Raw genomic sequence first — 18,211 nt, forward strand, 5'->3', positions numbered from 1 at the left:
GGGGGTCAGGGGCCTTCAGCCAAAAGCGGTTCGCCCGGAACCGAATCAAGCTGTAATGCTTTGAACAATCTGCGCGTCAGCAAACGTTCCAGCTCCTCCTGGGCGGCTTCATCTTCGTCCATTTCACGAATCTGCCCACCGGCAACCATGCCATGACCGCCAGCTGTCCCCAGTCCTTCGACCATTTGCTGGATCACTAACCCTAAAAGCGCTTCCGGAGCAGACGAGCGCATGGAAAGAATCTGCATTCCATCATACCACCCCATACCGAGCACATACTTGACGCCTTCCTGCCGCAGCAGAAAGTCAGCCAGTTCGGCGACAAGATCTGGGTTGTCTATCCGCCGCAGGTTGAACACCAGCACCTCGCCATAAACTCGTGCAAAGTCAATCGCTGTTCGAAACGCGGAAAAATACTCGCGTGGCACCTGAGGGTGGACAATATCGAAAAGGATACGATTATTCGACAACGGCAGCAGTTTAAGGTAGGCATCGCGATCAGCCTTCGACCACTCGCGACCGAGATCCTGCGTCTCTGACTTGATAGCGTAGAACAGGCTGGTTGCCAATTTTGTGTTCAGCTTCACGTCCTGTTGACAAAGGTATTCGTAAAGAATGGTTGCCGACGCACCGTAGTGGGTACGGATATCGACCCAGCAGACGTTCGACAGGTCGGTTTTAGGAGCGTGATGATCGATCACCAGATGCACTTGCCGATCAGCCGGGAATGAATTATTACCGGTATTCGGCTGAGTATCGACCATACAGACCACAGCGAACTGATCGAGATCGAGTTGACAGATCGGCTTCATCTGGATTTCAAGCAGCTTGACCATGCTGCGATTCTCGCCACGACCGACAATGCCACCGTAAGTGATCACGGCATTCTGTCCGGTTTTCACCAGTAACAGATGGCGGAGGGCAATAGCCGCGGCAATCGAGTCGGGATCGGGATTGTCGTGCGTGACGATCAGAACTTTACCACGCCCGCGTATCCACTCGATCACTTCTGCAACCGAATCCCCATCCTTTGAAAAAAACGGGCAACTGGCATCATCTGAAGATATTTGTGGCACCATTTATTCTTCCTCCAGCGACTGCAGCGCCAGCTCAACCGCCTGCTCTGAATTAACCGCCATAACGGCCTCCGAAAAAATCCGGTCACGATTCAATTGCACGACGGTTTTCCCCAATTTCAAGCTGATTGCAATTTCCGAAACCGTGCCATACCCACCTTCGATAGCAATAAGCACATCGGCCGTGTGAGCGATGATCACATTGCGGGCATGCCCCATGTTGGTGGCAATCGGCAAGGTAACATAAGGATTGGCCGATTCCGCTGAACTTCCCGGCAAGATACCGAGCACCTCGCCTCCCGCCTCGGCACAGCCCTGTGACGCGGAAGCCATGACCCCACCGAGACCTCCACAGACCAGCACAGCGTTGTTCTGTGCGATCAAACGTCCAACGTCATAAGCCAAAACCAGCCCTTTTTCACTGGGGCTTGCCCCACCGATTACACCGATGATTGGTTTTCTCGTCATCGTCCTATACCCTCCAGTACCGATTTCATTTTACGCAACAGCAAACTGTTGACCACCACCGAAACACTGGAAAAGGCCATTGCCAACCCGGCAAATTCCGGTTTCAGGTAGAGCCCAAATGCAGGGTAAAACAATCCAGCCGCTAAAGGAATCCCCAATAAATTGTAGAAGAATGCCCAGAACAGGTTTTGCTTGATTTTCAACAGAGTCTGCCGGCCCAAGCGGATACCACGTTCGATATCGAACAGATCACCGCCAATCAGGATCAGGTCGCCGGATTCTTTGGCAACATCAGACCCGCTACCAATGGCAATACCGATATTGGCCTGTGACAGCGCCGGCGCGTCGTTGATCCCGTCGCCGACCATCCCGACCAGCAGCCCCTGCTGCTGATATTTGCGCACCACGTCCAGTTTCTGTTCCGGCAGGACTTCCGCCTCGACCTGGCTGATACCGAGTTCAGCCGCAACCGACTGCGCGGCAGCCTTGCGGTCTCCGGTCAGCAAAACGCACTCAATATCCAACTTTTGCAACCGTTCAACAACAGTAGTGGCATTCGGTTTGATACTGTCGCTCAAAGCGATGATACCGACCAGCTTTTGCTCGACAGCCAGGTAAACGAGCGATTTCCCGGCATCACTCAGCCGCTGCTGATCGTTGCCCGCAGGGGAGCAATCGATGTCATTATCCGCCAGCAAGCGCTGCTGACCGCAAAGCAGAGTTGCTCCGTTTTGTCGTGCGCGCACCCCCTGGCCACCAATCTCTTCCAGTTGGGATACGCCCTCCCAACGCAGCCCACGGCTCCGGGCCTCAGCAACAACACTCTTCGCCAACGGGTGACTGCTGCCTTCTTCCAGCGCCGCGGCAAGCTGCAGAACCTTACTTTCTCCCACGTCATCGTAACTACAGACTTCATCGACCTGAAATTTTCCGCTGGTCAGAGTGCCGGTTTTATCGAGCAACAGGATCCGTAACCTGGAAATCTGCTCCAGCACTGAAGCTTTTTTGAATAGAATCCCCCGTTCCAACCCAACCGAGCTGCCAACCATAATTGCCGTTGGTGTAGCTAACCCGAGGGCACAGGGACAGGCAATAACCACCACGGCGATTGCCATCTGAAAAGCAAACAGAAAACTGCTGCCTGACAGCAGATACCAACCAATGAACGTCAGCAGTGACAGCAACACAACCGCTGGGACGAAATAGCTGGAAACCTGGTCTGCGACCCTCTGAATTGGTGCTTTATCTCCCTGCGCCTCTTCCACCAGGCGAACAATCTGGGCCAATACCGTTTCCTGCCCGACGCGCGTTGCGCGCACAACCAGTCGACCGGTGCAATTGATGGTTGCACCCGTGACCTCATCCCCAGGCTCTTTGCTGACCGGTACTGATTCACCGCTGATCATCGCCTCATCGACGGCAGCAGTCCCTTCGACAACAACACCATCGACCGGTATTTTTTCGCCCGGACGAACGAGTAGCAGATCACCTAGGTTAACATCACTGGCAGCAACCTTGCGCTCCTGCTCACCGTCAAGCAGCACGGCATGGTCGGCCTGCAGTTGCAGCAACTTATGCAGTGCGGCACCGGCCCTGCCCTTCGCTCTTGCCTCTAACCATTTGCCAAAACGGATGAACATGATCAGCATGGCACTGGTTTCAAAAAAGACCGTCGCACCGTCCCCGAGCAAACCGAAAAGCGCCAACAGTGAATAGCCGTAAGCAGCGGTGATGCCGAGAGAAACCAGCACATCCATATTTGCAGAGCGATTTTTCAGCGAAGTCCAGGCGCTGCGATAAAAATCAAGACCGGCAGTGAACTGGGCGACAGAAGCAAGCAGAGCATTGACAAACAGGGTCGCAGTGCCGAAAAGCGGGAAGAACATCAGCAGCATGATCGGAAGAGCACAGGCGGTTGCGATCAAAAGGTGGCGCAAATTACGGTCAGCTTCCGGATCGGAAGGCTGCAGATCATCGGCAGGCAAGGCAGTAAAACCAGCAGCTGCAACCTCGGCGTAGACATCCTCGGCAGAAAGAATCTGCGGGTCAAACTCGACCTGACCGGAATTTCCGGCGAGGTTGACAGCGACCTGCGCAATTCCATCTTTTTGCTGCAGGCGTTTCTCGATAGTTGCAGCGCAGGAAGCACAACTCATTCCACGAATGGCGAAACGCAGCCGTTGCCGCTCGTTTGATTTTTTTTCACTTTCAGAGCACGGCATTGAAGCCGACTGTGCAGGCGCCTGCGTCTGAAAACCAGCCTCCCGCAAAGCTGTTAGCAGAGGCGCAAGATCCGGTGGGTCCGGTTTTTTGAAGCTCAGGGTAGCTGAGCCTTCCTCTAAAGACACAGCTACCTTGTCTACCTCGGGAAAAGCGCTCAGGATGTCGCTGACCCGGGCAACGCATTTCTGGCATTTCATGCCGAAAACAGGAATGGTCCGTTGCGAACTATCCATAAAAACTCAACAGTGAATCACGCTACCAGCAGAGGCCAACTCTTCCAGCCCATCCAGAATCCCCCATGGTGATGATTCTACTGCAATCACCGGCACTCCGAGTTTTTCACCCAGTTCGTCGATACTCAAATCATCAAGCAGCACCGGTTCGTCCGCTTTCAGCATTACTTCCGGCAGCAGTACTCCATCGCCGAGATCGTAGTCACCCAGTTGTGCCAGCAGATCAGCACCTGTCAGCAGGCCGGTCACCGTGACCTGGTTACCGAAAAAACGATTTTCCACAACGCGCACCGGCAGTTCCAGTCCAGTCCGGATCTCCAGCCGTTCAGTGAAATTCCTTAGTTCACCGGCAAAAGATGTCCCCGTCACCAGGGTGACTTTCTGCAACGGTAACGGTTCGATTTCCAGAAGAACTTCCGCTTCCTGTTGACGGAACTGGGCAATCAGACCGACACCATTTTCGATCTGGCTGAGATCCTCATAAAAAGAAAGCTCAGGAATTTCTGCACCGGCCTGTAGATAAATTTCATCTGCGACAAAAACGAAACGGCTGCCTTTTTCTTCCAGAAATTTCTGTTGATGCTGTTCAATTTGGAACAACAGCTTTCCCGCTTCAACTGACGTCAGTTTTCGCAGCTGCGGCAGGTTGTTTCGATGATCCGTCAAACCGACCGGCACCACTGCAAGCGAAGCGATCTGCGGGTAGAACGCGGCCAAGTCGCTGATGGTTTTATCGAGGGCATCACCATCGTTCCACTCCGGGCAAACGACAACCTGGGTGTGCAGTTCGATACCAGCGTCAGTCAACCTTTTGAGCAAAGGCAAAATCGGCGGAGACTGGCAGCCAAGCAGTCTGCTGCGCAGCTCATCATCGGTCGCGTGAACGGATATATACAGGGGAGAAAGCTGCTGAGCGATAATTCGCTGAAAGTCCTCTTCCTGCAGGTTGCTCAGGGTAATATAAGAGCCATAAAGATAGGAAAAGCGGTAATCTTCATCCTTGATGTAGAGGGAGCGGCGCATCCCTTTCGGCAGCTGATGAACAAAGCAGAAAACGCACTGGTTTCCGCACTGCAACGGCTGCGGATGCTCCAACTGCAAGCCCAGGTCCTCTTCCGGCGCTTTCTCCAACTCAAGCTCCCAGAGTTCACCGTCCTGCCGCATCACCTCCAGGAGCAGGTCCTCCTGCTTAAGCGCCTGATGATAATCGATCAGGTCACCGATCTCCTGCCGGTTGATCGCCAACAATTGATCGCCCGGGTCGAGTCCGAACTCGGCAGCGTAACTTCCGGGAAGAACCGATTCTATACGCAACATCTGCAAAACTCCGGGTAGAAAGAGTCTTTTCTGATTATAACATCGACAAGAAAATCGCTGTAGTCCGGGACAGAAAAGCAAACAGGGGCAGCGCATTCAAGCACCGCCCCTGTTGGATCGTCTCTACAAAGATCAGCGTTTAATCGCGACCGCTATGTAACCGGAAATTACCATCGGAAGACGTGATCGAGCTGATTGCATGCTTATAGATAAGGATGTCGCCATTACTCTCAGCAAGTACACAAAAACTGTCGAACGACTTGATGTAACCTTCCAGCTTGTCCCCCGACATCATAACAATAGTGACCTTAACCCGTTCCTTGCGGGCCTGATTCAGGTACTGATCCTGAATATTAAAAGGTGACTTAGGCATATCCGCTCCTTTGTTGACTGATAAAATCTTCAATAGACCGTAACACTCTACCAGACTCCGTTAAGGAATCAACCCAAATTATTTGTGATTCCTTACGGAACCAGGTCAATTGCCGCTTGGCATACTGACGAGTGGAGGTTCGTATCTCTTCCAGCATCAGTTCTTCACTGCCCGGCACATCGAGATAGCGAACAACTTCACGATAGCCGAGGGTCTGCAACGCCTTCAGTTGCGCTGAATAACGCTCGATAATAGCGCGGGTTTCCGCAACCAATCCTGCATCCAGCATTAGCTTGGCGCGCAGGTCGATGCGTTGGTAAAGTTCTGCCCGCTCCTGCTGTGGAGCAAACTGCATCACCCGGTAGGGTTGATCTGCAAAGCGGTGTTCATCCTGCAATTCTGTTAGGGTCCGGCCGCTGACGTGATAGACCTCCAGCGCCCGTACAGTACGAACAATGTTGTTCGGATGAATCCTCTCTGCCGCCACCGGGTCGATTTTTGTCAGCTCTGCGTGCAGGCTGCCCGGCTGTTCATCTTCCTGCCGATGCAGACGATCGCGCAGCTCCTGATCGCCGGTCGGCGTATCGGCCAACCCGCCGAGCAGAGCACGAATATAAAGTCCGGTGCCGCCGACAATACAGGGGACTTTCCCACGCTGATGAATCTGCTCGATCAGCGGACGCGCCAGGTCGACAAACTGGGCGACGGAAAATTCCTCATCCGGATCAATGACATCAATAAGATAATGGGGTACCAGTGCCTGTTCTTCAGCTGTCGCTTTGGCCGTACCGACATCCATCTGCCGGTAAACCTGGCGGGAATCGGCAGAGATGATTTCCAGGGGAAAATGCTCGGCCAGTTGTAGAGAGAAACCGGTCTTGCCGGATGCGGTCGGTCCACAGACGACCAATAGCGGGATCTTGGTTTGGCTCATCGGTTACTGTCGCTTGAATAAACGCTCGACTTCAGTCAGCGTTAACCGTTGCATTACAGGTCGGCCGTGCGGGCAGTGTGCTTTAAAGTCGATTCTGTCGAGTTCACGCAGCAGGGCTTTTATCTCTTCGGTGGTCAGCGCCTGGTTGGCACGGATAACACCGTGACAAGCCATCAGAATAAGGATCTCATCGATCGACTCCTGAAGCTGCCCGGCGCGACCAACTTTCTCCAGTTCGAGCGCGACATCGATAACCAGCCGCCCAACATCCCGTCCGGCTAGCACCTGCGGCACCGCCTTTAACGCGAAAGATTTACCGCCGAAAGGTTCGATATCGAAGCCGAGTTTTTCCAACTCTTCGGCACTTTCTTCCAGCGCCGTGGCGCTGCGGAAATCGAGTTCCAGCATCTCCGGGAAGAGTAGTGACTGGCTCGGCACCAGACCTTCAGCATAAGAGGCCCGCAGTTTCTCAAACCCGATTCGCTCATGCGCTGCATGCTGATCGATCAGAATAAGGTCATCGCCATCCTGGCAAAGCAGGTAGCTTTGATGATACTGACCAAGAATTTTCAGGCCAGAAAAGAAGCCGTGCGGTTCGCTTGCGGGCAAAACCAGTTGTTCAACAGGCTGCGGTTGCTGCTGTAATCGCTCAGCCTGAGAAACAGGAACAGGCTCAGGGTGCGAGACGGTTGATGAAACCGGCTGATAACTGGCTGCCGCCTCACGCATCTGACTCGGCGCGCCGAGAGTGGCAGGTCGATATTCGGACGGCGCAACCGGTGTCGGCATCACCGAAGCAGTTTGCGCAACATCATCCTCATCTCTATCGGTAAGCCAATCGGACGGGCGCAAAGTCTGCTGCAGAGCATTGGCAATAAAGTCGTGAACCAGCCCCTGATCGCGGAAGCGTACCTCGTGCTTGGTCGGGTGGACATTGACATCGACCAGCGCCGGATCGAGCTCGAGGAACAGGGCGACAACCGGATAGCGACCTTTCATCAGCAGGTGGCGGTAACCTTCCATCACCGCATGCTGCACGACGCGATCACGAATGTAGCGCCCGTTGATAAAGGTATAGATGTGGCTGGCGGCAGAGCGGTTCAACTGCGGCTGTGAGATCAGGCCGGTCAAACGCAGATCGGGGCCGCCCTGCTGCTCAACTTCCAGCATATCCTTCAGCAAGGAACGACCGAGGACAGCGGCAAAGCGTTCGCGCAGTCCTTTTTCCCGCCGCAGATCGAGCAGCATCCGCTCGTTGTTCTTCATGCGGAAACTGACTGCCGGGTTGGCCAGCGCCTGCTTGGTGACGACATCGGCGACGTGGCTGAGTTCTGTCTGCTCTTTGCGCAGGAATTTGCGTCGCGCCGGCAGGTTGAAAAACAGGTTACGCACTTCGATCACGGTCCCCTGTGGCAGGCCGACCTCTTCAGCGCGCTTGATCGCTCCGCCTTCTGCGTAGATCTGCTGTCCCAAACCATCTTCGTTAGCGCAGGTTTGTAACAGAAAACGGGAAACCGAAGCAATCGACGCCAACGCTTCACCGCGAAAACCGAGAGTCTGCAAAGCAAACAGATCTTCATCACTGCTGATCTTGCTGGTCGCGTGCCGTTCCAGCGAAAGAAAAGCGTCCTGCCGATGCATGCCACTACCGTTATCGGCAATACGGATCAGCCTTTTACCACCCGACTGCAACTCGACCAGGATATCGCTGGCTCCGGCATCGAGAGAGTTTTCAAGCAACTCCTTCACTACCGAAGACGGTCGCTCGACCACCTCTCCGGCTGCAATCTTGTTGCAAAGTTCTTCAGGCAGAACATGTATCTTGTGTTGCGATTCGGTCATATTTTCCATTATCACAAAAAAGATAGCGGCCGAAAAGATCGGCCGCTACTTTGGTGGATGTCTCTGCTGTGGGACGTGTTCTTATTTTTCTTCCAGATCGTCGAAAATCATTTCGATTTCATCGAGATCTTCTGCTTTCTCAATCAGCTTTTCCGCGGTCGGCGCTTCGACCAGGCCAAAATCCTCGGCAACATTGCGCAAAATTTTGCTGGTCACCTTGGGGCTGCGGCGCAGATAGGCCTCAAACAGGGCATTATCACAAAGGGTATTGATCATCCGTGGAACACCACTTGCCAACCGGTGCACCAAAGCCGGAACATCTTCTGCGAACGGATCAGCCTTGCAGCCAGCGACCTCGAGGCGATGCTTGATATAAGAAAGACTCTGCTCGAGAGTCAGTGGCCTCAAGGTGTAGCGGAATGCAACTCGCTGGGCAAGCGGCTCATCCAGTTTCAAGACGTTATCAAGTTCCGGCAACCCGAAGAAGACGATGTTGAGCAGTTTCTTACCAGGAATTTCCAGGTTCAGCAGCCCACGAAACTCTTCCATCAGCTCACGGGTCTGCAGCATCTGCGCTTCATCGATCAGAACAACCGCTTTGCGGCCTTCCTTCTCGATCTGCAGCAAACGCTCATAAAGTTGCTTGAGCATTTTAAGCGGGCTGATGTCGGGGTTTGTCACCCCCAGCTGCATGCAGATACGCGAGAGAATCCAGTCCGAGGTCACCGCCGAGTGAATCATCACCAGCAGCGAAGACTCATACTTATCGATTGGAAGTTCATCGAGCATACGCCGGGCCAAGGTAGTCTTTCCTGTGCCGACTCCACCGACAAGAACGGCCAGACCCTTGTCTGAGTCGACCGAATATTTCAGGCGCAGCAATGCCTGTGTGTGCTGTTCGCTATCAAAATAGAATTTATCGTTCGGTGCGTTAGAGAATGGTTCCCGGTCGAAATTGAAATAGTCGGTATAGCCCATGATTCACCCTCTGAAACAAAGAAGGAAAGATATTTCTACAGGAAGGAGATACGTTCCTTGCTGGCAACCGGCTCTGGTTCGGAAGCGATACCGAGAGACTGCTGCAACTCGGCCACTTTCTCCTTGACGTTGCGATATGATTCGTCCTGAGCTAACACCACGCGATAGCTGCTGAGAGCTTCTTCCAGCCGCTCAGATGTCTCGTAAAGCGAAGCCAGTTCAAAACTGAGACTCAACCGCTGCTCATCCTCCAGGTGAGGCGAGTCAAGCGCCTGCTGGTACATCAGCTCGGCGTTGGCGTAATCCCCCTTGTCTGCATAGCAAAGGCCCTTGAGGGTCTGGCAATCGACAAAACGGGAAGGATCTCTCTCGGCTTTTCCGAACTCGCTGATAGCATCATCAAACAAGCCCATTTCACGGTAAGCAATACCGAGATTGTAGTGGGATTCCATATCATCGGCGGCGATCTGCTCATCGACATCGGTACGGAAAACCTTCTTTTCTGCATCGTCATCCAGCGCAGTAAAAAAGTCGTCCTCTTCTTCCGAACTCAATTCCAGATCAACTTTTGGCACCACAACCGAATCTTCCTGCTCTTCTTCATTCAGGTGGCCGAGAATAATATTGAGTTTCTGCTGGCACTCTTCCGAGTCGGGAGCATAGGCCATGACATCGGTACACAGCTTTTCCGCTTCTTTATAGAGTCCCTGCTGAATGTAGAAATCGAGCTCTTCCAAATCCGTACTGAGGTCTCGCCCTCCCCCAACTGCCGCAGGAGCGGCTTCGTCTTCGTCACCGAGGGCAAAAGAGAGTTCAAGATCGTCATCGCCGAGTGATTCCAGTTCGTCAGATTCCGACAGATCGAGATTGATGACACTGTCGCTCTGCTCTTCAGGTTCACTTTCGGTCGTCAACTCGACATCATCCATCATGTCGAGATCGAGATCGAGCTCCTCCTCAGGGACATCGAGGATCAGCTCATCGACAACCTCTTCGTCGGACGCTTCTGCATTCGCTTCATCATCAAGCGGCAGGTCAATTTCCAGACCGGGAATGTCAATATCTTCTTCGGCAGAAGCAAGAATCGAATCGGAGAGAGTTTCCTCCAGAACAACTTCGCCCTGTTCCTCATCTTCGTCCTGCGCAGCGATGATATCTAGCAGCTTATCGCCGTCACCGGTCAGTTCGTAAATCGAATCGAGTGTCTGGATAACAGTCCGATCTTCCGGCAAAAGTTCTTTCAGAGCCTCGTAATGCTCTTTGAGCATCTCCACCCGATCAGACTTGAAGAAGCTGTCTTTCCACTCCTCCAGCTCTTCCAATGACTGCTGATGCTGGCCACTGTCAAGCAGCACCTGGATATACAGATTACGGGTTTCCAGGTCTGTCGGATCAAGGTCGAGCAACTGCTTGTAGGCAAATGCAGCATGCTCCCAGTCTTTCAGATCATTGTAGCCACGGGCCACCAGTCGCAGCAAATCGGGGTTATCCGGTTTCTCCTGCAACAACCCGTTGAGAATGTCGACCCCTTTTTCCAGCTCACCCTTTTCAAACAGGGTCAGCGCCAGTCCCATTTTCAACTTTTCGTTGTTCGGGAACAGAGGCAGGAACATTTTGTAAAGTTTGAGAATTTTATCGAAATCGTTCTTTTCGCTGAGGGTCTCCAGCACGGCTTCAAATTCGGCCAAACCTTCGTCACCGCGGTCATTAGTGGCAAGAACTTCCGCCAGTTTGACCCGCACGTTCAGGTTGGTCTCATCCATATCGCGCATCTTTTCCAGCACTTTGATAACATCGGCAACCATCTCGTTGCGCTCATAGTAGCTGATCAAGTTACGATATTCCGCCATCGCGTTACCGATCAGACCCTGCTTCTCGTTCAGCTCGGCAAGGCGACTGAACAAAGAAACCTGGCTGGGATCGATCCGCTGCATCTGCTTGTAGATGGCGATCGCTTTAAGATAAAAACCGTTGGTGGAAAAATATTTGGCGACCGCTTCAAAATGCTCATAGGCTTCCGGCCCGCGGTTGGTTTTCACCAACAACTCGGCCAGCTTTTGCCGTGAACGTACGTCTGCCGGATCAAGATCTACGACTTTCAGGTAGTCTTTTATCGCACGCGCAAACTGCTTTTTTTTCAGGCTTTTCTGCGCGGATTCAATAAGTTTGTCTTTATTTGCGGCCAAAAAAAGTCCCCCGATGCATAGTTTTATTCATTTTAGCCATCGCAGAAGAATACGTGACACTGGCCTCGACTGTCAAGTCAAGCATTGGGATTTTAACAAGAAAAACAACAGCATAGATATACCTGCAAACTATGATTTCAGAGAACTTTAAAGAATATCAATATAATCAGATATCTAAGGCTTCTTTCTGAGCTGACCAAGCTCATGCGGCGTCAACCGGCGGTAGCTTCCGGTCGGCAAATTTCCCAGCTCAAGCTGGCCAAGTCGAATTCTTTTCAGACGCACCACCTGTAAATCAACCGTTTCACACATCCGTCGCACCTGCCGATTCCGTCCTTCACCGATGGTGATCTCGAACCAGCTGCTCGCCTTACCAACTCTGACATTTTCAATTTTGGCCGGATGGGTCATACCATCATTCAGTTTAACCCCTTTGCGCAATGCCTGCAGTTTATTTTCAGTCACATTACCGCGCACCCGCACCAGGTAAGTTTTCTCGACATGGTGCCTTGGGTGGCTGAGGTGCTGGGACAGCTCGCCATCGTTGGTCAGCAGCAGCAAACCCTCACTGTTGTAATCCAGCCTGCCAACCGGGAAAAGCCTCTGCGGAATATCGGCCACCAGATCAGTGACCAGTGCGCGCCCCTGCGGGTCTTTCAGGGTCGAGATATAACCGCGCGGCTTGTTCAGCAGCACCGTAACCTTTGCTTCCGCCACAGCGAGCTTCCGCCCGTTGACGATAATTTCATCGGCTGACAAATCAGCCCGATCACCAAGCTGAGCAACCTTGCCGTTGAGCAGAATTTTCCCCTCACTGATCCAGCTTTCAGCCTGTCGACGCGACGCCAAGCCGGCTTGGGCGATCAATTTCTGCAGCCGCTCAGCCATCAGTCTGTCCCTCCTTGTCCGGTTCCAGCGGCAAAGCCTCCGCCAGCTCGGGTTCGAGAGCGCTGAACTCTTTTAACGTCGGTAGATCCTGCAATTCGCGCAGACCGAACAGTTCCAGAAAATGGCGGCTGGTGCCATACATCAGCGGGCGACCCGGCACATCTTTCTTGCCAAGTATGCGCAGCAGGTTCTTCTCCAGCAGACTTTTGATCACTCCGCCGGAATCAACCCCGCGCAAATATTCCACCTCAGCCCGCGTTACCGGTTGCCGGTAAGCGATAATCGCCAATGCTTCGAGAGCGGCCTGGGAAAAACGAAATGGGCGATCTTTGCTCAGTTTGCGCAACCAGGGACCCAGCTCAGTCGCGGTACGGAACTGATATCCCCCCGCCACCTCGGCCAGATAAAAACCGCGCTCTTCGCCGGAATAATCCGCGAGCAACTGCTCAATCACCGGGCGCACCTCAGCTCTTGGTTTTTCCAGCAACAGGCAGAGACGATCAAGAGTCAAAGGTGCATCAGCAGCAAAAATGTACGCTTCAATCAACGTTCTCAACTCAGGCATATCCAAGGCCTTCTTCCTGTAGCGGCACCTGTTCCAATTCGTCCTCATCGACCGCCAACGACAACCAGATTTCCCCGAACTCGTTCGCCTGTTCCACTTTAATCATCCGCATTTTCACCAGCTCGAGTGTGGCTAGAAAAGTCACAATAAGCTCCTGCTTGCTGGGCGCATTAAAAATTTCACGAAAGGATATCCGCTTCTTGCCGGTCAAGCGTTCCAGCACCAACTGCACATGCTCGGCAACTGAAAGCTGTTCGCGGATAACTTCGTGAAAAACTTCCGTTGGTGCCGACTGCAAAATCCGGTGAAAAGCTTCTGTCAGCTGAAAAACACCAACCGAAACCTCGTCATCAGCTTCATCGAACAGTTCAGTCGGCACAAAACTGCTGGCATAAATATCGCGATCGAGCAACGGAAACTCGGCCAACAGTTCGGCGACTTCTTTATAACGCTGATACTCCAACAACCGGCGAACCAGTTCAGCGCGCGGATCTTCACCCTCCTCCTCGTCCAAATCTTCACTGACCGGCAGCAACATGCGCGACTTAATGTGCAGCAGGGTCGCTGCCATCAGCAGAAACTCTCCGGCGACATCGAGATCGAGCTGCTTCATCTGTTCGATAACATGCAGATATTGCTCGGTGATCTCGACCATTTGGATATCGTAGATATCCATTTCGTTGGTTTTGATCAGATGAAGGAGAAGGTCGAGGGGACCGGCGAAGTTCTGCAGCTGAACCTGAATCGACATGCAGGTCAGTTCCCGAACAGGAAGCTCATCGCGTGCTGCACCACACCGAATTCGGGGCCGGCCATCAGTTTCACCAGGCTGCCAATCAAGGGGGCCAGTACCAGTGACCAGACATCGGTGAAAAAGACCAGGAAGAGGATCAGGATAAAGCCAAAGGGCTCCAACCGATTAACCATCATCGCCTGCTTTTCCGGCAACACCCCGACCAGGATACGACCACCATCAAGCGGCGGCAGTGGAACCAGGTTGAAGATACCGAGCAATACGTTGATGTAAAGGCTGAAGCCGAGCATCATCCGCACCGGGTTGGCGACCTGAGCGAAGGTTTGTGAATCACCGATCGATGTCGCCTCCAGCAGGCCGATACCACGCAAGAGCAGCGCCGAGGCAACCGCCAGCAACAGGTTTGCGACCGGCCCAGAGAACGCCACCCAGATCATGTCCCGTTTCGGATGCCGCAGGTTTCCGGCATTGACCGGCACTGGCCGCGCCCAGCCGAACCCGAAAATAAAGATCGCCACAGTGCCGATCGGATCGAGGTGCCGCATCGGGTTTAAATTCAGCCTCCCCAGCAACCGCGCAGTCGGGTCACCGAAACGTTCGGCCGCGTAGCCGTGGGCAACTTCATGCATGGTGATCGCCAGCAGCGCCGGCACCAGCATGATCGATATTTTCGAAATAATAGTTTCCATTTAATCTCAAACGTTTGCGGTTATATTTTCGCTCTGTTATAGACGATAAAGAGAGGCGGGTCCAGCAGAAGAGAACATGCCGCCGGCTAAAAAGGTTATTTTTTCACAGCAACAAATTTTTCCCGAACCAGCTGTCTTTCATCTTCCAATGTACGAATTTCTCCATTCAGGCGAGCATTGAGCAGAGTGAGAAAAACCTGGTGAAAATGGGGCCCCGGTTTCAGCCCGAGCTCTATCAGGCCGTTGCCGTCAAGCAGCACTTTTACTTTACGGAAATCGGTCACGTACTGGGAAACCCATTTGCGCACCTGTTCGTTATCGCTGCCCGCCATCACGAAAAGAACGATCTCAAGCGATAATCCATTAAACCAGTGATAGATGTCACTATTCTTCGGCGCATTCCCGGAGCCAGCGCGGTAATATGCCCTCTTCAACGCTTTTCGCGCCGGCGGCAATTGCAGCAGTAGATCACGATATTTCGGCGCCAGGTCAAGCCACGCAGAAACCCGTTGCAAACCTTTATCCGACAAAAAATTCAGTAGGCAGAACAGGTAAAGCAGCCAGCGGTGGTACTTCTCGCCGGTATAAAGCAGATCAAACCAGCTGCTGGTCTTTTCCGCCGAAACGATCATCTGGGCAGTCGTGCGATCGAAATGCAGATGTGGGTCGATAAACTTGAGCAGATCGAACTGCTCCAGACGTCGCAACGCTGAAATCACCTGCGGCTCATCGAGAATCTGTCGCAGCTCGTTTCGGATGCGGGCACCGCCGACCTTTTTCACCAGCTTCATCCGCACCGCGCCGCGCATCAACCGCTCGGTCTGTCGACCGATACGGAAACCGAGCCGCTGCTCGAAACGTACGGCGCGGAACAGCCGGGTCGGATCCTCGATCAGGCTGAGATTGTGCAGCACGCGAATCTGTTTTTCTTTTAGGTCGCGCTGTCCGCCGAAAAAATCGAGCAGTTGTCCGTAGCTCTCTTCGTTAAGAGAAATCGTCAGGGTGTTAATGGTAAAATCGCGGCGGTAGAGATCGTGGCGAATTGATGAGTGTTCCACCTGTGGCAACGCTGCCGGGCTTTCGTAATATTCGATCCGCGCCGAGGCAACATCGATCTTGAAGCCGTCCGGCAACACGATCACTGCCGTACCGAACTTCTGGTGCGAACGGATACGGCACTCGGCCGTTTTCGCAAATGCTTCGGCAAAGGCAATCCCATCCCCCTCGACCACAACATCGATGTCGAGGTTTTCCTGGCGCAGCAGCAGATCGCGGACAAAACCGCCGACCAGATAAATCTTCATGTCGAGGGTATCTGCGACCTCGCCCAGCTGCCGCAACAGCGCACGGATAAACTTCGGCAATTGCGCATCGATCAAACGGGCCAGGTTTTTTCGTTTTAACCGCGCCCCGCCCCGCCCCGATTCGACCGGCAAACGCTCCGCCAGTTTCTGTCGATCGCCGAGCAGATGACGCAGCAGATCGGTGCGGGTAACGATGCCGACCAGCTCACCATGCTCAACCACTGGGATACAACGCTGATTATGGTCAATGATTCCACGCTGCAGTTCTGCGAGCTGAGTCTGCGGATCGGCCGTATCGAAATCGGTGGTCATCACCTCGGTCACCGGCATCTTCTGCAGTTTGTGGTGAGCTGCTTTTTCCACCACCTGGCGGGTGATAATGCCGACCAGGTGCTGAGCATTGAGCACAGGGATGGCGTTGAAGTTAAAACGAGTCATCAACTCGCGTGCATCTTCGATAGTCGCCGAAATCGGTAAGGTCTTCACCGGTGCCGACATCAATTGGCGTGCTTCATATCCGGACTGAACCGTCTTCTGCAGCTCCTCTTCCAGCAGATCGAGCAACTGCACCAGGGGAATATCTTTCACCGTTGCGGACGACGCGTAAGCATGCCCGCCACCGCCGAAACGCTGAAACAGTTCACCGACATGAACTTCCGGGATCTGCGAGCGACCGACCAGAAACACTCGATCCTCCATGCGTACGGCAACAATCAGCACGTTGAGATTTTCGATATCTTTGAGCTTGTGAACAAGAGAGGAGATATCACCGACATAATAGTCGATAGAGGCGTAGGCGATCGCTACCTCCACGCCGTTGATCAGTTTACGCTTGCATGATTTCAGCAACTCGTTAAGCAGATCGATCTGTTCAGGCGACATCTCGCGGACAAGGAAATCGGCCACAGTGTTGAGGTTAGCACCATTTTCCAGCAGAAAAGCCGCTGCCTGGTAATCGCGAGGGGTGGTACTGGCGAAAAGCAGATGCCCGGTATCTTCATAGAGGCCGAGCATCATCATGGTCGCTTCGTCGGCCGTCGGTGCGATACCACGCTGCATGAATTGGTGGGCGAGAATGGTCGTGGTGGCACCGACCTCTTCGATCAATTCAAACTGACCGGTGATGGTTTTTTCATCGGCGGGATGATGATCGTAGATGTGAATTTCAAGGCCCGGTTTATCGACGATTTCGGCCAGGCGACCGATGCGTGCCGAGCTGCGCACATCAACCAGAATCAAACGACTGATCTGCTGCAGATCAATATCCCGAACCCCTTTGACACCGTACGCGTAGAGCGTGCTCTGCAGCAGAAAATCGCGCAGTCCGCGTTCCTGCCCACCCGGGAACACCAGCACCGCGTCCGGGTAGAGCCGCTTGGCAGCGATCATCGACCCGAGGCAGTCAAAATCGGCATTCACATGGGTGGCGATTACATCCATTGATGTCCCGTTATTCAGTTGATCAAGCGTCTAGGGTTCCGATCAGGTCGTTGATATCGTCGATCCCTTCATTTTGACAGAATTCTTCCAAGTCGTCGATAATCGTCGCCATCGCGTTCGGATCGACGAAATTGGCAGTCCCAACCTGCACCGCTTTAGCGCCGACGATGAGGAATTCAAGGGCATCGATAGCACGCGATATGCCGCCAATTCCAATCACCGGAACATCGACCGCCTGTACTACCTGGTGCACAAGTCGCACCGCAATCGGCCTGATCGCCGGTCCGGAAAGACCGCCGATGGTGTTGGCCAGGCGCGGCTTGCGGGTTTTGACATCAACTGCCATGCCGGTCAGGGTGTTGATCAGGCTGATGGCGTCGGCCCCGGCGTCCTCCACCGCTTTCGCGGTGACACGAATATCGGTGACATTAGGTGTCAGCTTAACGATCAGCGGCTTGCTGGTTTTCTTCCTCACCTGAGATACCACTGCGGATGCAGCACTCGCCTCGGTGCCGAACACGATCCCGCCCTGCTTGACGTTCGGACAGGAAATGTTCATCTCCAGACCGGCAACTCCGGGGACGTCCTCCAGTCGGGCGGCGACCTCGACGTACTCCTCCAGCGTGTTGCCGAAAAAGTTGACGATGACCGGCGAATTGTACTGGTCGAGAAATGGCATCTTGTGCTTGATGAAATCTTCGATGCCGACATTCTGCAGGCCGATAGCGTTGAGCATGCCGCTGACCGTCTCGCAGATGCGTGGCGTCGGGTTGCCTGCCTTGGGGTTGAGCGACAGCCCCTTGGTGACGATAGCACCAAGCTGATTCAGGTCGAGGTAGGGAGCATATTCTTCGCCGTAGCCAAAAGTTCCTGAAGCAGGCATCACCGGGTTTTTCAGTTTCAGGCCGGCGATCTCGACGGCCAGTTTCGGGCGGGTCAAC

The 18,211-nt window shown here is 53.5% G+C and carries 15 protein-coding genes; all 15 read right to left on the minus strand.

Annotated elements, in window-relative coordinates; translation table 11 throughout:
• Positions 1-5 precede the first annotated feature (5 nt).
• Positions 6-1,079, minus strand: coding sequence for a DHH family phosphoesterase (locus BUB13_RS03575; protein ID WP_072905671.1), 1,074 nt, complete (start codon positions 1,077-1,079; stop codon positions 6-8).
• Positions 1,080-1,544, minus strand: a complete 465-nt coding sequence (locus tag BUB13_RS03580; RefSeq protein ID WP_072905673.1) for a TIGR00725 family protein — start codon at positions 1,542-1,544, stop codon at positions 1,080-1,082. It abuts the gene before it with no gap.
• Positions 1,541-4,000 (minus strand): heavy metal translocating P-type ATPase, encoded by a 2,460-nt coding sequence (locus BUB13_RS03585; protein ID WP_072905675.1) that lies wholly within the window; start codon positions 3,998-4,000, stop codon positions 1,541-1,543. The genes BUB13_RS03580 and BUB13_RS03585 overlap by 4 nt, the downstream gene beginning before the upstream one ends.
• A 6-nt stretch (positions 4,001-4,006) precedes the next feature.
• Positions 4,007-5,317: a DUF512 domain-containing protein gene (locus tag BUB13_RS03590; RefSeq protein ID WP_072905677.1), complete on the minus strand. Its 1,311-nt coding sequence runs from the start codon at positions 5,315-5,317 to the stop codon at positions 4,007-4,009.
• 139 nt (positions 5,318-5,456) lie between these two features.
• Entirely contained in the window at positions 5,457-5,690 is a 234-nt protein-coding gene (gene hfq / locus BUB13_RS03595) for an RNA chaperone Hfq (protein WP_072905679.1), read from the minus strand.
• Positions 5,683-6,624, minus strand: a complete 942-nt coding sequence (gene miaA / locus BUB13_RS03600) for a tRNA (adenosine(37)-N6)-dimethylallyltransferase MiaA (protein ID WP_072905681.1) — start codon at positions 6,622-6,624, stop codon at positions 5,683-5,685. The genes hfq and miaA overlap by 8 nt, the downstream gene beginning before the upstream one ends.
• Before the next feature lie 3 nt (positions 6,625-6,627).
• Complete coding sequence (mutL, locus tag BUB13_RS03605) at positions 6,628-8,466, minus strand: DNA mismatch repair endonuclease MutL (RefSeq protein WP_072905683.1); 1,839 nt, start codon at positions 8,464-8,466, stop codon at positions 6,628-6,630.
• Between the two features lie 81 nt (positions 8,467-8,547).
• The gene (locus BUB13_RS03610) at positions 8,548-9,444 is read right to left on the minus strand and encodes an ExeA family protein (RefSeq protein WP_072905685.1); all 897 of its coding nucleotides are present in this window, start codon (positions 9,442-9,444) and stop codon (positions 8,548-8,550) included.
• A 35-nt stretch (positions 9,445-9,479) separates the two neighbouring features.
• Positions 9,480-11,630: a tetratricopeptide repeat protein gene (locus BUB13_RS03615; protein WP_072905687.1), complete on the minus strand. Its 2,151-nt coding sequence runs from the start codon at positions 11,628-11,630 to the stop codon at positions 9,480-9,482.
• Positions 11,631-11,804: 174 nt separating this feature from the next.
• Positions 11,805-12,518: a pseudouridine synthase gene (locus tag BUB13_RS03620; RefSeq protein WP_072905689.1), complete on the minus strand. Its 714-nt coding sequence runs from the start codon at positions 12,516-12,518 to the stop codon at positions 11,805-11,807.
• On the minus strand, positions 12,511-13,083 hold the full coding sequence (scpB, locus tag BUB13_RS03625) for an SMC-Scp complex subunit ScpB (protein ID WP_072906207.1): 573 nt from the start codon (positions 13,081-13,083) through the stop codon (positions 12,511-12,513). Before scpB ends, BUB13_RS03620 begins: the two co-directional genes overlap by 8 nt.
• Entirely contained in the window at positions 13,076-13,834 is a 759-nt protein-coding gene (locus BUB13_RS03630; RefSeq protein ID WP_072905691.1) for a segregation and condensation protein A, read from the minus strand. The genes scpB and BUB13_RS03630 overlap by 8 nt, the downstream gene beginning before the upstream one ends.
• A 5-nt stretch (positions 13,835-13,839) precedes the next feature.
• Positions 13,840-14,526, minus strand: a complete 687-nt coding sequence (locus BUB13_RS03635; RefSeq protein WP_072905693.1) for a site-2 protease family protein — start codon at positions 14,524-14,526, stop codon at positions 13,840-13,842.
• A 95-nt stretch (positions 14,527-14,621) separates the two neighbouring features.
• Positions 14,622-17,270 carry a CBS domain-containing protein gene (locus BUB13_RS03640; protein WP_072905695.1) on the minus strand — a complete coding sequence of 883 codons (2,649 nt, stop codon included), beginning with the start codon at positions 17,268-17,270 and terminating at the stop codon, positions 14,622-14,624.
• A 22-nt stretch (positions 17,271-17,292) separates the two neighbouring features.
• Positions 17,293-18,210, minus strand: a complete 918-nt coding sequence (locus tag BUB13_RS03645; protein ID WP_072906209.1) for a dihydroorotate dehydrogenase — start codon at positions 18,208-18,210, stop codon at positions 17,293-17,295.
• Position 18,211: the final 1 nt, after the last annotated feature.

This window comes from Malonomonas rubra DSM 5091 (genome assembly GCF_900142125.1).
Lineage (GTDB): Bacteria > Desulfobacterota > Desulfuromonadia > Desulfuromonadales > Geopsychrobacteraceae > Malonomonas > Malonomonas rubra.

Excerpts from the sequence above, each read along its gene's own strand:
- BUB13_RS03580 (WP_072905673.1), bottom strand. The coding sequence starts at position 1,544 with ATGACGAGAAAACCAATCATCGGTGTAATCGGTGGGGCAAGCCCCAGT.
- BUB13_RS03585 (WP_072905675.1), bottom strand. The coding sequence starts at position 4,000 with ATGGATAGTTCGCAACGGACCATTCCTGTTTTCGGCATGAAATGCCAG.
- scpB (WP_072906207.1), bottom strand. The coding sequence starts at position 13,083 with ATGCCTGAGTTGAGAACGTTGATTGAAGCGTACATTTTTGCTGCTGAT.
- BUB13_RS03630 (WP_072905691.1), bottom strand. The coding sequence starts at position 13,834 with ATGTCGATTCAGGTTCAGCTGCAGAACTTCGCCGGTCCCCTCGACCTT.
- mutL (WP_072905683.1), bottom strand. The coding sequence starts at position 8,466 with ATGACCGAATCGCAACACAAGATACATGTTCTGCCTGAAGAACTTTGC.
- BUB13_RS03575 (WP_072905671.1), bottom strand. The coding sequence starts at position 1,079 with ATGGTGCCACAAATATCTTCAGATGATGCCAGTTGCCCGTTTTTTTCA.
- BUB13_RS03635 (WP_072905693.1), bottom strand. The coding sequence starts at position 14,526 with ATGGAAACTATTATTTCGAAAATATCGATCATGCTGGTGCCGGCGCTG.
- miaA (WP_072905681.1), bottom strand. The coding sequence starts at position 6,624 with ATGAGCCAAACCAAGATCCCGCTATTGGTCGTCTGTGGACCGACCGCA.
- BUB13_RS03620 (WP_072905689.1), bottom strand. The coding sequence starts at position 12,518 with ATGGCTGAGCGGCTGCAGAAATTGATCGCCCAAGCCGGCTTGGCGTCG.
- BUB13_RS03610 (WP_072905685.1), bottom strand. The coding sequence starts at position 9,444 with ATGGGCTATACCGACTATTTCAATTTCGACCGGGAACCATTCTCTAAC.
- BUB13_RS03590 (WP_072905677.1), bottom strand. The coding sequence starts at position 5,317 with ATGTTGCGTATAGAATCGGTTCTTCCCGGAAGTTACGCTGCCGAGTTC.
- hfq (WP_072905679.1), bottom strand. The coding sequence starts at position 5,690 with ATGCCTAAGTCACCTTTTAATATTCAGGATCAGTACCTGAATCAGGCC.
- BUB13_RS03640 (WP_072905695.1), bottom strand. The coding sequence starts at position 17,270 with ATGGATGTAATCGCCACCCATGTGAATGCCGATTTTGACTGCCTCGGG.